Here is a 15,127-nt window from a genome sequence, read left to right as displayed (position 1 = left end):
ACGACTACGGACATCAGAGCACCGGTCGGACCTCGCGGACCCGTCGGCGGCGGGATCGTGCGGGCCGTGCAGGCCCTCATGCGTCATCCCGCAACCCGCGGGCCGGGGCGCCGCGCTTCGCGAAAGCGACACGCTGCCGCCGGACGTCCGCGCCACAGTGTCGCTCTCGCGGCACGGACGGCGGCGGCGCCCTGTGCACTGTCGCTTTCGCGGGGACGTGCGCCCACGCAACGACGGAACGCCGGAACGACGGGAGGCGCGGTGCCAGCTGGCACCGCGCCTCCCGTCTTGGAGAACGCGCGTCAGTGACGCGGCTTGCGCTCCGCACGGTCGTCGCGGTCGTACCGACGCGGCCCGCGGTCGTCACGGTCCCGACCACCGGCACGCGGCCCACGGTCGTCGCGGTCGTACCGGCGCGCCCCGCCACCGCCACCACCACGGCGGTCCGGCTTGATCTCGATGAGCTTCCCGCTGATCCGGGTGTCCGTCAGCCGGTCGAGCACCCCGGCGTCCATGTCGGCGGGCAGCTCGACGATCGAGAAGTCCGGGCGGATCTGGATCGCCCCGAAGTCGTCACGGCGCAGGCCACCCTCGTTCGCGAGGGCCCCGACGATCTGGCGCGGCTCGACGCGGTGCCGACGCCCGACCTCGATGCGGTAGGCGGTCATCGGCTGCGAGCGGCGCGGGCCACGGTCGGCCCGGTCGCCACGGGCACCGCGGTCGTCGTCACGGTCACGGCGGTCGCTGCTCCGGCCGTCGCGGTCGACGCGGTTCCGCAGCTCGTCGGCCTTCGGGTCGAGCAGCAGCGGGTCCTCGCCCTGCGCGACGACGGCCAGCGCGGCGGCGACGTCGTCGGCCGGGACGTCGTGGTGCTCGACGTAGTGGGCGATGATGTCGCGGAACGCGGTGATGCGGTCCTGCTGCTCGAGCGCCGCGGTGATCGCGTCGTCGAAGCGGGTGAGGCGCGTCTCGTTGACGTCCTCGATCGTCGGCAGCTGCATCTGCGTGAGCGGCTGCTTGGTGTGCCGCTCGATCGCGGACAGCAGGCGACGCTCGCGCGGGGTGACGAAGCTGATCGAGTCACCCGAGCGGCCGGCGCGACCCGTGCGGCCGATGCGGTGCACGTAGGACTCGATGTCGACGGGGATGTCGTAGTTCACGACGTGCGTGATGCGGTCGACGTCGAGGCCGCGGGCGGCGACGTCGGTGGCGACGAGGATGTCGAGCTTGCCGGACTTCAGCTGGTTCACCGTGCGCTCGCGCTGGGCCTGGGCGACGTCACCGCTGATGGCCGCTGCGGCGTACCCGCGGGCGCGGAGCTTCTCGGCGAGGGTCTCGGTCTCGCTCTTCGTGCGGACGAAGATGATCATGCCCTCGAAGTCCTCGACCTCGAGGATGCGGGTGAGCGCGTCGACCTTCTGCGGGTACGACACCATGAGGTACCGCTGCGTGATGTTCGCCGCGGTCTTCGTCTTCGTCTTGACCGTGATCTCGGCCGGGTCGGTGAGGTACTGCTGCGAGATGCGGCGGATCTGGGTTGGCATCGTCGCGGAGAACAGCGCGACCTGCTTGTCGTCCGGGGTCTCGGCGAGGATCGTCTCGACGTCCTCGGCGAAGCCCATCTTGAGCATCTCGTCGGCTTCGTCGAGCACGAGGTACTTCAGCTCGGACAGGTCGAGCGTGCCCTTGGCGATGTGGTCCATGATGCGACCGGGCGTGCCGACGACGACGTCCACGCCGCGACGCAGGGCGGACAGCTGCACGCCGTACGCCTGGCCGCCGTAGACGGGCAGGACGTGCACGTGCTTCATGTGGGAGGCGAACTGCTCGAACGCCTCGCACACCTGCAGGGCGAGCTCGCGGGTCGGCGACAGCACGAGCGCCTGCGGCACCTTGCTGCCCGCCTCCATGCGGGACAGGATCGGCAGCGCGAACGCCGCGGTCTTGCCGGTTCCGGTCTGCGCGAGGCCGACGACGTCGCGCCCCTCGAGCAGGGTCGGGATCGTGGCCTCCTGGATGGCGGAGGGGGTCTCGTAGCCGATGTCCTTGACGGCCTTGAGCACAGCATCGCTCAGGCCGAGGTCGGCGAAGGTCACCACTGGCCCGTCGTCGAGGGTCTCAGTGGTGGTGGCGGTGTCCGTGCTCATGCGGAAACGGTATCTCGAATACGGCGCGAGCAGTGACGAACGGGAGGATCGGGGCGGGCCCGCACCGCGCCTCCCGTCCGCCTCCTGGTCGCGTCACGGGCGCGTGCCGCGTGGTCAGGACGCGTCGCGCCGGTCCGTGGCGCCGATCCCGAGGACCGCGTCGGCGCGATCGTTGAGCCGGGCGAGGAGCCCCGCGAGGGTGTGCAGCTCCCCCGTGGCGAACGCCCCCGTGAGGTCGTCGAAGACCTCGGCGCCGGCGACGTCGAGCGTGTCGAGCAGCGTCCGGCCGGCCGGGGCGATCGAGACGAGGCTGGCGCGTCCGTCGGCCGGGTCCGGGGCGGTGCCGAGGTACCCGGACTCGACGAGCGACGCCACGCGGCGGCTGATCACCGGGCGCGACAACCCCGTGGCGTCCGCGATCGCCATCGACCGGACCGCCCCGAAGTGGTCGACCGCCCGCAGGATCACGCGCGCCGTGGGGTCCAGTCCCCCGCGCGACTCGATGAGCGACGACCGCAGGGTCTGCCGGACCCACAGCCGGTCGAGCTGCGCGCGCAGCAGTCGCTCGGCGTCGTCCCGGTCCTCGGTCATGCCGGACAGCGTAGCGGCCAGATTTAGTTGCTTGTCGGAAGCAATGGATGTATCGTTGCGCGGTCTGCAAACTTTCACAGCAGGAAACACAGCACGAAGCAAGGAGCTCGATGACCGCCACCGCACCCGTCCCGGTGCAGCACGGCCGACGCGCAGCCGGGGTCCCCACGGACTCCGCCGCACCCGGCCAGCAGCCGCTGATGACCCACCGCCAGATCCTCCTCGTGATCTACGGGCTGATGGCGGGCATGTTCCTGTCCTCGCTCGGCCAGACGGTGTTCGGCACGGCGATCCGGACGATCGGTGACGACCTGCACGGGCTCGACCAGCAGGCCTGGGTGACGACCGCGTACCTCATCACCTCGACCATCGCGACGCCGATCTACGGCAAGCTCTCCGACATCTTCGGGCGCCGGCCGCTCTACATCTTCGGCATCGTGGTGTTCATCCTCGGCGCCGTGCTCTCGTCGATGTCGACCTCGATGCTCATGCTCGCCGGCTTCCGCGCCGTGCAGGGCATCGGTGCCGGTGCGCTGATGTCCCTGCCGCTCGCGATCATGGGCGACATCCTCGCTCCGCGCGAACGTGCCAAGTACCAGGGCTACTTCCTCGCCGTGTTCGGCATCTCGTCCGTGATCGGCCCGCTCATCGGCGGCCTGCTCGCCGGTTCCTCCGAGATCCTGTGGATCACCGGCTGGCGCTGGGTGCTCCTCATCAACGTGCCGATCGGCATCGCAGCCCTCGTCATGGTGCTCGTCTTCCTGCACCTGCCGAAGGTGCACGGTGGCGACACCGCGAAGCCGAAGGTCGACTGGTGGGGCGCGACCGCCGTCATCGTCACGCTCGTCCCGCTCCTGCTCGTGGCCGAACAGGGCCGCACCTGGGGCTGGGGCTCGGCCGCCGCGATCGCCTGCTACGTCATCGGCGTCGTCGGCCTCGTCGCGCTGCTGCTCATCGAGTCGAAGATGGGCGACGCCGCGATCATCCCGCTGAAGCTCTTCCGCTCCGGCACGTTCTCGATGGCGACGGTCATCGGGTTCCTGGTCGGCTTCGCGATGTTCGGCGCCATGCTGACCATCCCCCTCTACCTGCAGATCGTCGTCGGCCTGACCCCGACCGAGTCCGGCTTCGCGACGCTCCCCCTCGTCGGCGGGCTCATGATCGCGTCGATCACGAGCGGCCAGATCGTCGCCCGGGTCGGCCGCTACCGGATCTTCCCGGTGATCGGCACGGCGCTGGTGTCCTCCGGCTACGTCGTCCTGACGTTCATGAGCATCGACAAGCCGCTCTGGTTCCTGATGATCGGCATGTTCCTCATCGGCCTCGGGCTCGGGTCGGTCATGCAGTCGCTGACCCTCGCGTCGCAGGGCTCGGTCGAGGCCCGGGACATGGGCGTCGCCACGTCGTCCGCCACGTTCTTCCGCCAGATCGGTGGCACGCTCGGCACGGCCGTGCTCCTGTCGATCCTGTTCTCGGTGATGCCGTCGAACATCCTGCACGCGACCGCGAACCAGAAGGACCTCGGCGCAGCCCTCGACGCGGCGACGAACCCGACCGTGGCCACCGCGCCCGCGAACCGGGGCGTCATGGACGAGATCTGGACCCCGATCGTCACCCCGCTCGAGCAGAACGTGCAGGCCTCGCTCGACGACGTCACCGCCCAGGTGCAGCAGTCGACCGCGAGCGCCCCGGCCGCCGTGCAGGCCCAGGCCCTCGCCGCGGCCGCCGACCAGGCCCACGCCTCGGTGCAGGACGGCAAGCTCGTCGTCGACTGGTCGGACGCGGCGCAACGGTCCTACTGGGTGGGCGAGCTCACCCCGGCCGTGGCGAAGCAGGTCTCCGACGGCAGCGGCTCCGGGTCGAGCACCATGAGCACGAACGACACCTCGTTCCTGACCGGTGCGGACAGCCGGCTCACCCGGCCGTTCATGGCGGGCTTCAACGCCTCGTCCGTGACGATCTACTGGGTCGGTCTCGGTGTGATCCTGCTCGCCTTCGTCCTCACCTGGTTCTTCCGGGTGCCGCCGCTCCGTCAGCGTTCGGCGCTGCAGGAGCGTGCGGACGCCGCGGGTGCGCAGCGCTCCGACGACGACCGGCTCTCGGCGGAGGACGAGCTCGAGACGGCCGCCGGCCTGGCCGCCGCCGAGGCGGGCTCCTTCACCGGCCCGATGACCGGATCCACCCCGACGCAGCCCGCGCAGCGCCGGTGACCGACCGGGGCGCCCGTCCGCTGTCCCCCTTCGTGGACGGGCGTCCCACCCCACCAGCACCAGGAGCCACCGTGACCACCACCCCCGCGACGACGACGGCGACGGAGCCGTGCTCGCTGCGTGAACGGAAGAAGCAGCAGACCCGATCGGCGCTGCACGACGCCGCACTGACGCTCGTCTCGGCGCACGGCCTCGACGGGGTGACCGTGGAGCAGATCTGCGCCGACGCCGACGTCTCCCCCCGGACCTTCTTCAACTACTTCTCCTCGAAGGCGCACGCGGCGCTCGGGCTCGACACGGTCGAGGTCCCGCCGGCCGCCGCGACCTGGTTCGCCACCGCCGAGGGGCGCTTCATCGACGACCTGTGCGGCCTCGTCGCCGCCACCGTGCCCCTCTCGCAGGACCGGCGTCGGATGAAGGAGCTGCTCGTGCTCCGCCCGGAGATGGCCCCGATGGTCATGCAGTGGATGGCCGAGTCCCGGCAGTCCCTGCTCGCCACGGTCGGCACGCGGACCGACGAGCAGACCGCCCGCACCGCAGTGGCCCTCGTCATGTCCGCGCTGTCCGAGGTGGCCCACCGCGAGACCGTCGGCGGGCCGGACGAGCTCGCGGTCCGACTGCGCGCCGTGGTCGGCGAGATGGGCGCGCTCGCGTCCGCCTGACCGGACGTCTGCCTGCGTGGACCCGCAGGCCGTTTCGGCATCCCGCAGGAGTCCTCCCACCGGGCGCGGAGGCTGCCTACGCTCCTCGCACCGGCCGCACCCGACGGCCGGTGCCCTCGCCCCGCGGCGCGCAACGGCGCGTGTCGCGGGGCGACCACGCAGCGACCGTCTCGAGCCGGGTGAACTTTCGCGCTCACCGACACGTCACGCGCACACCGGCCCGTGGACTGTCGCCCAGCGCGTGGAGACGGTACCGCTTGTCGGACGGGAGGGACGGTACCGGCTCGCACCGCGCCTCCCGTCCGTCAGGTGGTCGCGTCTCAGGCGCGTGCCAGCGGGTCCAGCTGCTCCGGCGTCGCGTCGGCCGCCTGCGTCGACCGGCTGAGCGCCTCGTGCCGCTCGTCCTCGGCCAGGAGCGCGCGGCCGGCGGCCGTCCCGTGCTCGAACGCGTCCGGGCCGACGAGCAAGCGGAGCGGCGGCTCGTCCATCGCCACGACCTGCAGCACGAGCTCGGCGACCAGGTCCGGGTCGCTCGCACCGATGCTCGTGCCCCCGTGCATCCGTGCGGAGGCCCCGACGGTCGCCTCGTACTCCGGCCGGACCGGCGCGACCGTCATGGACGACCCCGCCCAGTCGGTGCGCATGCCGCCCGGCTCGAGGACGGTGACGCGTATGCCGAGGGGCCCGACCTCCTTCGCGAGCACCGAGGAGAACCCGCCGACGGCCCACTTCGCGGTCTGGTACGCGCCGAGCCCCGGCGTCGACATGCGCCCGCCGACGGACGAGACCTGCACGATGTGCCCGGAGCCCTGCTCGCGCATGACGTGCACGGCTTCCTGGCTGAGGGTCACCACGCCGAACAGGTTGGTCTCCACCTGGGCGCGGAAGTCGGCGGGGTCGACGTCCTCGATGCTGGCGAGGTTCGCGTACCCGGCGTTGTTCACGAGCACGTCGAGCCGGCCGAAGCGCTCGACCGCGGTGCAGACCGCTGCACGGGCGGCGTCGGGGTCGGTGACGTCGAGCGCGACCGGGACGAGCTCCGCGCTGGTGAGGTCGTCGAGGGCGTGGAGGTCCCGGACCCCGGCGACCACCTGGTGACCGGCGGCGAGGGCTGCGGTGACGATCGAGCGGCCGAGGCCCCGCGAGGCACCGGTGACGAGGAAGACGGACATGATGTTCCTAACTGACTGGTTGGTTGACAGCACTCATGGAACACCTCCGCCGCTCGCTTGTCAACCGTCCGGTTGATAACCTGGACGGATGCCGATGCCCCGCGACGCCGACGCCACCCGCGCCCGACTCCTCGTCGCCGCCCGCGACGAGTTCGCCGCGGTCGGGATCGCCGGCGCGCGCGTGGACCGGATCGCCGCAGCCGCCGCGAGTAACAAGGCGCAGATCTACCACTACTTCGGCAGCAAGGACGGCCTGTTCGACGCGGTCTTCGACGCGATGGTCGCTGAGACGCTCGACGAGGTCACGATCGACGCCGACGACCTGCCCGAGTACGCCGGACGCCTGCACGACTCCTACGCGCACCGACCCTGGGTGCAGCGCCTGGCGACCTGGTACCGGCTCGAGCGGGGCGACACCTCGCACCCGATCGACGCCGTCGTGCGGAGCAACGCCGCCAAGCTCCGGGAGATCGAGGACGCACAGCGGGACGGTCGGCTGCCGACGACGTTCTCGGCGGCGGAGCTCCTCGGGATCGTCATCCACACCGCTGCGCTGTGGAGTGGTGCGACGCCGGAGTACGCCCGACTGACGGACGAGGTGGGGGCGGCGCGGCGGCGGGAGGTCGTCGTGGCGACGGTGGCGGCGGTCGTGCGGGGCTGAGCGGGGTGCTTCGGCGCTCAGCCGCCCGTCGCGGCGAACACGCCGAGCACGATGCCGACGCAGAGCATGGCGATGCCCAGGGCCCGGAAGAGTGCCGTGGGCAACTGGGCGTGACGATCAGCTGCCTTCTTGCCCTGGACGATGCGCATCTGCCGCTGCAGGAAGTCGTGCATCGCCTCCGGCGACACCGCGGTCGCGCAGCCGAGGAGCACGAAGGCGCCGCCGAGGACCCAGAGCGCCAGCGAGTCAGTCAACGACGTTCACCGGAGGAGCAGCGCGCCGGCGACGAGCATGACGAGTGCGATCACGACTGCGATCAGCCGTCCACGGTCGGAGGGCGGGTGGTTGCGATGCCGCTGCACCACTTACGGGATGCACGCCAATCCGCCGACCACCAGCACGAGCCCGAGGACGAGTGGGAGTGCGTTCGATGCGGCTCCGTTCTCATCGACGCGAACGCCGTCACTTGTTCCTGGCTCGCCACGAGACCACGACCCCGCACAACACGTACACGCCGAACAAGCCCGCGAGCGCGCCCCAGATGGCGACGCCGGCCTCGGCGCGACCGGGCGAGAGGAGCGTGACCACACCGAGTGCGATCGCGACCAAGGCGATGATCGTCGGCAGCAGGAGGTTTCCCTTCATCCTGAACATCGGAAGCCCCTCTCCGGGCGAGGTGTCCGGCCTCCGGACGGCATCAGATCACCACGGTGAGGACGAAGAACACTCCGACCATCGCGACGAGGATCCCGAAGGTCCGCACCACCCGGACTGAGGAGATCTCGGCGGCGTTCTGCCCGAGCAGCGGACGAAGGGATTCCTTCATCGTGCGCGAGATCGGTCGCGGGATGAGCGCGCACAGCAGCCCACCCGAAGCGGCGAGCAGACCGACGATGACGATGGACAGCGGCATGTGTTCCCAGGGATGTTCGTGGCGCCTCCTGAACGCTGCATGCCGAGCAGACGAGCACAGTGAGGAGACGGCCCTGTGCACGCATCGTGAACGCTACCGAGCTTCCCTCGCTCCTGCTCGCCCCGCGCTGGGGAGGAACGACGGCGCCAGCGCCCCTGTGGTCACGGCTGCGCGTCGACGGCGACCCTCGAGCGCGCCGGCCGGTGCCAGACGAGCGCCGACCGGGCGGCATCCCGTGCGACCCGGATGACACGGAGCACCACGATGTCGTGGTCGCCCGCACGGTGGACGCCCTCGACCGAGCACTCGAACCACGAGTGGGCACCGTCGAGGAAGACCGCACCGGACCCGGCGGCGACGTACTCGATGCCGTGCAGGCGCCGCGCACGGTCCCGGGACGCCAACTGCGCCGTGTGCGGCCCGTGTCCGTCGCCGAGCACCGAGATGCCGAGCGTCGGCGCTGCTGCGAGGTCGGGCCACGTCGTGGACGAGTGCTGCACGGCGATCGTCGCCAGCGGCGGGTCGTAGGAGACGCCGACGGTGAAGGACGTCGCCACCATGACCACGGGGGAACCGTCGACGCACGCGGCGATCGCGGCCACGACGGAGGGCACCTCGGCGATCGCCTCACGGATGTCGAGCGGGTCCTCGATGAAGTGGTCGTGCACGGGGTCCTCCTCGGGGAACGAGTGGTCGGGGACGAGCGGTCGGGGACGAACGGTCAGGAGCGGGCGAGCACCGCACGGGCCCGACGCTCGTCGGACCGCATCGCGGCGACGAGCGCGTCCGGCCCGCGGAACGTGCGCTGGCGTCGGATGCGCCGACCGACGGTGAGCTCGACGACCGAGCCGTACAGGTCGCCGTCGAAGTCGAGCACGTGGATCTCGACCGTGCGCGGTCGGTCGGGGAAGGTGCTGTTGCTGCCGATCGACACGAGGGCCTGCCGTGGCGGAGCGCCGACGGGAGCCGCGAGCCATCCGACGTAGACCCCGTCGACGGGGACGGGAGCAGCAGACTCGTCCTCGGGCCGCAGGTTCGCGGTGGGGAACCCCAGGTCGTGCCCGACCCCTGCACCGTGGACGATCACGCCGGTCAGGACGACCGGGGCACCCGGACGGCCGGACAGCGCACGCGCGGCGACCACGGCACCGCAGGCCACGAGCGCGAGCGCACCGAGCGCGACCGCGTCACCCGCGGTGGCGAGCAGCACGGCCGTCGCGGTGCTGCCGAGCACGGCGCCGAGCTGCTTCACCGTGTTGAAGACGCTCGATGCCGCCCCCACCGTCGCGGGACCCGCACCGAGGACCGCGGCGAGGGAGAACGGCGACCAGACGAACGCGTTCGCGATCCCGAACCCGGTGAAGGCCGCGGCGATCGTCCAGAGGGGCGCCGCGGCACCGACGAGCACCGCGGTCAGTGCCACCGACACGACGAGCAGGACGGCTCCGACCGTCGCGGTCGCCCGGGGTCCGGCGGTGTTCGTCATGCGGCCCACGAACGGCGCCGAGGCGAGGCACGCGACCCCCATCGGCACGAGCACGAGGGCCGCCGATCCCGCACTCAGCCCGCGGGTCTGCTGCAGGTCGAGCATGAGCGGGATCGGGGCGGACCCGACGCAGAACGACGCGGCCGTGGCGCCCCACGACCCGGTGACGAAACCGCGGTCGCGGAAGAGGGCGAGCGGCACGAGGGCGCGGTCGCCGGCTCGCCGCTGCCGGACGAGGACGGCTGCCACCACCGCGGCGCCGAGCAGGACCGCACCGCCACGGGCGACCGGGTCGGCGAGCAGCCCGGTGTCCGTGCCCTGCACGCCGACGACCACGCCGAGGACCCCCACGGTCACGCCGACGACGGCGAACAGGGGCAGTGGGACCGCGATGCGCCGGGAGACGGGCACGAAGCGGAGGACCGCGATCGCCGTGACGATCCCGACGGGCACGTTCACGAGGAACACCGACGGCCACCCCCACGCCTCGACGAGCAGCCCGCCGACGATCGGCCCGGCGACCGTCGCCGCCCCGCCGCCGGCGCTCCAGACGGCGAGCGCGACGGCGAGCCTCGGCGGTTCGAACAGCGACCGGATCACGGTCAGGCACTGCGGGGTGAGCAGTGCAGCGCCGAGGCCCTGGACCGCACGCCAGGCGACGAGGGCGCCGATCCCGGGCGCGGCCGCGCACCCGACCGAGGCGATCGTGAAGACCGCGAGCCCGACGAGGTACACGCGCCGGTGTCCGAACCGGTCGCCGAGCCGGCCCGCCACGAGCAGCGGGACGGCGAACGCGAAGAGGTAGGCGCTGTTCACCCACACCGACGTCGACGCGTCGGCACCGAGGTCTCGCCCGAGGTCGGGCAGGGCGACGGACACGATCGTGCTGTCGAGCAGCAGCATGAAGAAGCCGAGGCAGAGCCCGCCGAGCGCGAGCCACCGACGGGCCGGGGTCACCTCACACCGCCAGGTTCTCGCGGAGCGTGGCGCCCGGGTACCGCGGCGCGAGGGCCCCGCGGCAGCGGAGCTCCGGCACGAGCAGCTCGCTGAGGTCGGCGAACCCGGACGGCATCCCGAGCGGACTGGACAGCATGTAGCCGCCCCGCCCACCGGTCGCGGCGAAGTTCTCCTGGAGCGCGTCGGCCACCCCCGAGGCGTCGCCGACGAGCATGTGGTCGAGGCCGGTCGCGGCGCGCCACCCGTGCTCGAAGAAGTCGTCGCGGTCCATCGTGTGGTCCTCCCCGAACTCGGCGACCAGGCTGCCGACGAGTCCGGCCGGGCTCGCCTGGGCGGCGACGATCTCGTCGCGCAGGTCCCCGAGCCGGAAGGAGGCCGGCAGCGTCGAGAAGTCGTACCCGGCGTTGTGCGAGATGAAGGTCCCGACGGCCTCGCGGTTCCAGAACGACAGGAGCGAGTCCCGTCGGGCCTGGGCTTCGGCGAGCGTCGCGCCGACGATCACCTGGGTCGCCCAGAGGATCCCGACCGCGGCGGGGTCCCGCCCGGCGTCCGTCAGTGCCGCGTCGAGGGCGTTCCGGTGTCGGAGCTGCCCGGCGACGCTCGCCCCGAACCCGAACACGAGGTCGGCGAACGACGCGCTCGCGGCGATGCCCCGCGGCGAGTTGCCGGCCTGTACGACGACCGGGTGGCGCTGCGGACTCGGGACGCTGGCGAGCGGCCCCCGCACCTTGAAGAACCGGCCGTCGTGGTCGATGGGGTGCACACGGGACGGGTCGGCGAACCGCCCGGTCGCCCGGTCGCGGACGATCGCGTCGGGGGCGACGGAGTCCCAGAGCGCACGGCAGACGCCGATGAACTCCTCCATCCGCTCGTACCGGAGGTCGTGGTCGATCAGGTGGTCGGAGCCGTAGTTCGCGGCGTCCGCACCCCGCGAGGACGCGACGACGTTGAACGCCATCCGGCCGCCCGTGACGTGGTCGAGCGAGTTGAGCAGCCGCGCGGTGGAGAACGGGTGCGTGAAGGTCGACGAGTAGGTGAGTCCGAACCCGATGTGCTCGGTCACCGTCGACATCGCCGCGATGACCGGCGACATGTCCTGCCGGGGCCACTGGATCCCCCACTCGACCGCCGGGTCGATGCTGCCGCGCCACGTGCTCGGGACACCGGAGCCGTCACCGAAGAACAGCATGTCGACGCCGGCGCGCTCGGCCGTCCGGGCCACCTCCATGTACATGCGGACGTCGGGGAAGTCGTGGCCGACCCAGCTGCCGGGGGCGGCCCAGCGCCCTTCGGTGTGGGTGAAGGACAGGTCGTAGGCGATGTGCATGCCGCTCACGGGGCACCCACCGGCGATGCCGCCCACGCCTGCCACAGTGCGGTGGTCTCGGCAGCGTCCGTGACGACACCGACGTTGAGCTCGATCATCGTGAGCGCGGCGTCGTGCACGTCGATGTCGTAGGCGGCGGTGGCGTCCGACGGCACCACGACGGGCCAGCCGAGCTGCATCGCGTCCTGCGCCGTCGCGAAGACGCAGCACTCGGACGTGAGGCCCACGACGGTCAGCCAGCCGATCCCTGCGGTGGTGAGCCGCGCCTCCAGGTCCGTGCCGAGGAACCCGCTGTAGCCGCGCTTGACGACGCGGGTCTCACCGGGCGCCGGCGCCGTGCGGTACCACTCGGCGCCGGCGGTGCCGATGCGGCAGGGCTCGTCCTCCGGCATCGGTCCGTCGAGCGCACCGCCGCGCAGCCACGTGCTGCTGTGCCACGGGGCGGACGGGTCGCTGCCGAGCTCGACCCAGACGACGGGGACGCCGGTGGCTCGCGCCTCGTCGACGAGGGCGCCGATCCGGACGATCGCGGCGTCCACCGCGGCGAACGCACGGTCGTCGAGCCCGTAGCCGGCGATGCGCGCGGGTTCACCGAAATCGCGCTGCACGTCGACGACGACGAGCGCCGGCGTGCGGCCACCAGCGTCCAGCAACCGGGCGAGTCGCGGGTCGAGCCCGCCGCTGCCGCCGGTCACCGGACGACCGCCGCGTCGTGCTGGCGGAGTGCCGGCAGGACGGTCTCGCCGAAGCGCACCATGTCCTGGTCGTACTCGGGGAAGATCAGCATGAGGCCGTCGAGCTCGCCCCGGTCGACGATGTACTCGATGTGCTCCGTGACGGTCTCGGCGGAACCGGCGACGTAGGCGGTCTGGAACGCGTCCTCACCCGCAGCACCGTCCGCCCACGCACGGGCCTGCTCGGCGGGGACGCCCCACGACGCCCGCATCGAGGCCAGTGCCTCGCGGTCGACGCCGGCACCCCACTCGCGCACCTTCCGCTGCGCGGCCTCGTCGGTCTCGTCCTGCACGACGGTGAGCATCGAGTAGGTCCGGCACACCCGACCCTCGTCGGCCGCGCGGTCGTGGACGTCGCGGGACAGGTCGCGCATCTCGTCGAGGCTGTCCGCCGCGAGGAACGCACCGTCGGCGTACTTCGCCTGGAACGCGCGAGCGGCCTCGGACTTGCCGGCGCTGATGATCGTCGGCCTGCTGGCCGGGTGCGGGCGGGACTCGCAGGCGTCGAGGTCGAAGTACGGCGTGTGCATCGTGACGCTGTCCTCGGTCCAGAGGCGGGTGACCGCTTCGGTCCAGAGCTCGGTCATCCGGTAGCGGTCGGCGTGGCTGAGGCCGGCGTCCCAGATCCCGAACTGCTCGAACTCGGCCGCGTAGGCCCCGTTGACGATGTTCATGCCCGCCCGACCCCCGGAGAGGTCCTGCAGCGTCGTGTACATCTTCGCCGCGACCGCCGGGTTGTGGACGTTCGCGTGCATGGTCGCCCAGATCTTCACGCGCTCGGTCGCCTCAGCGATCCCGGCCATCATCGTCATCGACTCGAGGGAACGTCCCCAGTGGTCGGTGCTCCCGCCGAAGCCGCGCCACTTCGCCATCGACATGACGAAGTCGAGGCCGATCGCTTCGGCGTGCAGGGCTGCGCGCTTGTTCCAGGCGTAGGTCGCCTCGGGGTGGGGGGCGGTGTCGGAGAGCATCCATCCGCCGTTGCCGATCGGGAGGAAGATCCCGTACTCCTTCGCGGGCATGGTGCGCCGCCTCTCTGGTCGTTGCTCGGTGCGTGTCACGTCGTGCCGGGTGGGTCGCGCGTCCGCGCGACCCACCGTGGTCACGGCGCGGGCCAGACGGTCTCGCCGTCCTTCGTGATCGCGTCGATGTACTCGTTCGTGAACCAGCTCTTCGCGTCGTCCGCGGTCACCGAGCTCTTCACGATGTCGAACTGGTGCAGCATGTCGACGAGCTTCGACACGTTCTCGGGGTCGATGCCCCCGAGCGGCTGGCCCGGCGTCGGGTTGTCCGCGATGACCTTCGTCTCGGTCGTCCAGATCTTCGCGTTCTGCGCCTCGTCGTAGGTCGCGCCGGAGAGCTTCGCGGCGTACCCGACGCACTGCTTCGTCTTCGCGGCGCTCGACGAGCAGAAGTCGTAGGCGTGCAGGGCGGCGCGCAGGACGTCCTCGACGGCGGTCGGGTGTGCCTTCGCGAACGCGGGGTTCACGGCCATCGCGCCGATCGACGAGGGGATCCCGTAGTCGACGGGCTGCCACACGGTGACGTCGTCGCCGGCGGCCTTGAGCAGGTTCGGCTCGTTCGACACGAAGCCGGTGAGGGCCTCGAGACCGTTCTGCTTGCGCGGCAGGACCGAGGGGTCGTAGCCCTCCTTCACCAGGGTGAGCGAGTCCCAGTCCACACCGGCCTTCTCCATCATCGCCCGGACGGAGGCGGGGACGTAGCCCTTGTGGCCGACGACCTTCCCGTCGAGCTGCGGGAGCTTCGTGATGTCCTTGTTCGTCATCAGGATGTCGAGCCCGGCGTTCGAGTAGGACGAGATGCCGGTGATGTCGATGCCGTTCGCCCGGGCCTGGATGAGGTCCTGCTCCGCGACGGCCGACACGGTCGCCTGGCCGCTCGCGAGGAGCTTGGTGTTCTGCGCGGTGTCGCCCGACCCGGGCTTGAGGGTGACGTCGAGGCAGAGGTCCGTGAAGTAGCCCAGTTCGTCGGCCGCGATGTACTCGAGGATCGACGCCGAGGACTGGTACTGGTAGCCGGACAGGTAGGTGATGGGGCCGGCGGCCTTGTTCTCCTTGCACCGTTCGGCGGAGATGGCGCTGCCCTCGGACGAGCCGGTGCCCGCGCTCGAGCCGGTGCTGCAGCCGGTGAGGGCGAGGGCCACGGCGGCGGCGGCGGCGAGGGCCGCGAGCGCGGCCGTGGCCCTCGCGCTCACCGGCCGCAGCACCTGTCTCTTATACACAGCCGCCGCGTGCGGCGATAGGCAA

The 15,127-nt window shown here is 71.6% G+C and carries 15 protein-coding genes; 3 read left to right on the top strand and 12 right to left on the bottom strand.

The annotated features are described in order from the left end of the window. Window positions 1-302 precede the first annotated feature (302 nt). Both JSX79_RS15600 and JSX79_RS15595 read right to left on the bottom strand, forming a co-directional pair. Complete coding sequence (locus JSX79_RS15600; protein ID WP_229087020.1) at window positions 303-2,147, bottom strand: DEAD/DEAH box helicase; 1,845 nt, start codon at window positions 2,145-2,147, stop codon at window positions 303-305. Between the two features lie 114 nt (window positions 2,148-2,261). Continuing rightward, the gene (locus tag JSX79_RS15595; RefSeq protein WP_071303102.1) at window positions 2,262-2,738 is read right to left on the bottom strand and encodes a MarR family winged helix-turn-helix transcriptional regulator; all 477 of its coding nucleotides are present in this window, start codon (window positions 2,736-2,738) and stop codon (window positions 2,262-2,264) included. Between the two features lie 110 nt (window positions 2,739-2,848). Between JSX79_RS15595 and JSX79_RS15590 the strand changes: the two genes are divergently transcribed. Further along, window positions 2,849-4,948, top strand: a complete 2,100-nt coding sequence (locus tag JSX79_RS15590; protein ID WP_229087018.1) for an MDR family MFS transporter — start codon at window positions 2,849-2,851, stop codon at window positions 4,946-4,948. A gap of 71 nt (window positions 4,949-5,019) precedes the next feature. After that, complete coding sequence (locus JSX79_RS15585; protein WP_070416852.1) at window positions 5,020-5,610, top strand: TetR/AcrR family transcriptional regulator; 591 nt, start codon at window positions 5,020-5,022, stop codon at window positions 5,608-5,610. Window positions 5,611-5,930: 320 nt separating this feature from the next. On the opposite strand, the gene JSX79_RS15580 is transcribed toward JSX79_RS15585, so the two are convergent. Continuing rightward, the gene (locus JSX79_RS15580) at window positions 5,931-6,782 is read right to left on the bottom strand and encodes an SDR family NAD(P)-dependent oxidoreductase (RefSeq protein WP_229087017.1); all 852 of its coding nucleotides are present in this window, start codon (window positions 6,780-6,782) and stop codon (window positions 5,931-5,933) included. 88 nt (window positions 6,783-6,870) lie between these two features. Between JSX79_RS15580 and JSX79_RS15575 the strand changes: the two genes are divergently transcribed. After that, window positions 6,871-7,443: a TetR family transcriptional regulator gene (locus tag JSX79_RS15575; protein WP_229087015.1), complete on the top strand. Its 573-nt coding sequence runs from the start codon at window positions 6,871-6,873 to the stop codon at window positions 7,441-7,443. Window positions 7,444-7,460: 17 nt separating this feature from the next. Here the strand turns inward: JSX79_RS15575 and JSX79_RS15570 are convergent, their stop codons facing one another. From JSX79_RS15570 to JSX79_RS15530, 9 genes are all read right to left on the bottom strand, one after another. Beyond that, the gene (locus JSX79_RS15570) at window positions 7,461-7,697 is read right to left on the bottom strand and encodes a hypothetical protein (RefSeq protein WP_070416854.1); all 237 of its coding nucleotides are present in this window, start codon (window positions 7,695-7,697) and stop codon (window positions 7,461-7,463) included. Window positions 7,698-7,905: 208 nt separating this feature from the next. Then, window positions 7,906-8,088 carry a hypothetical protein gene (locus tag JSX79_RS15565; protein WP_070416855.1) on the bottom strand — a complete coding sequence of 61 codons (183 nt, stop codon included), beginning with the start codon at window positions 8,086-8,088 and terminating at the stop codon, window positions 7,906-7,908. 52 nt (window positions 8,089-8,140) lie between these two features. Beyond that, complete coding sequence (locus JSX79_RS15560; RefSeq protein WP_229087013.1) at window positions 8,141-8,356, bottom strand: hypothetical protein; 216 nt, start codon at window positions 8,354-8,356, stop codon at window positions 8,141-8,143. Between the two features lie 161 nt (window positions 8,357-8,517). After that, entirely contained in the window at window positions 8,518-9,024 is a 507-nt protein-coding gene (locus JSX79_RS15555) for a flavin reductase family protein (protein ID WP_229087009.1), read from the bottom strand. Between the two features lie 53 nt (window positions 9,025-9,077). Then, complete coding sequence (locus JSX79_RS15550; RefSeq protein WP_229087007.1) at window positions 9,078-10,799, bottom strand: MFS transporter; 1,722 nt, start codon at window positions 10,797-10,799, stop codon at window positions 9,078-9,080. A 1-nt stretch (window position 10,800) separates the two neighbouring features. Next, window positions 10,801-12,126, bottom strand: a complete 1,326-nt coding sequence (locus JSX79_RS15545; protein WP_229087041.1) for an NtaA/DmoA family FMN-dependent monooxygenase — start codon at window positions 12,124-12,126, stop codon at window positions 10,801-10,803. Window positions 12,127-12,131: 5 nt separating this feature from the next. After that, window positions 12,132-12,821 carry a cysteine hydrolase family protein gene (locus JSX79_RS15540; RefSeq protein WP_229087005.1) on the bottom strand — a complete coding sequence of 230 codons (690 nt, stop codon included), beginning with the start codon at window positions 12,819-12,821 and terminating at the stop codon, window positions 12,132-12,134. Continuing rightward, the gene (locus JSX79_RS15535) at window positions 12,818-13,882 is read right to left on the bottom strand and encodes an LLM class flavin-dependent oxidoreductase (RefSeq protein WP_071295311.1); all 1,065 of its coding nucleotides are present in this window, start codon (window positions 13,880-13,882) and stop codon (window positions 12,818-12,820) included. Before JSX79_RS15535 ends, JSX79_RS15540 begins: the two co-directional genes overlap by 4 nt. Before the next feature lie 80 nt (window positions 13,883-13,962). Continuing rightward, window positions 13,963-15,075 (bottom strand): ABC transporter substrate-binding protein, encoded by a 1,113-nt coding sequence (locus JSX79_RS15530; protein WP_229087003.1) that lies wholly within the window; start codon window positions 15,073-15,075, stop codon window positions 13,963-13,965. Between the last annotated feature and the right edge of the window lie 52 nt (window positions 15,076-15,127).

It is taken from the genome of Curtobacterium sp. GD1 (assembly GCF_020882855.1).
Lineage (GTDB): Bacteria > Actinomycetota > Actinomycetes > Actinomycetales > Microbacteriaceae > Curtobacterium.
The sequence above is the reverse complement of the archived record's forward strand: the minus strand, read 5'-3'. Positions and strand labels throughout refer to the sequence as shown.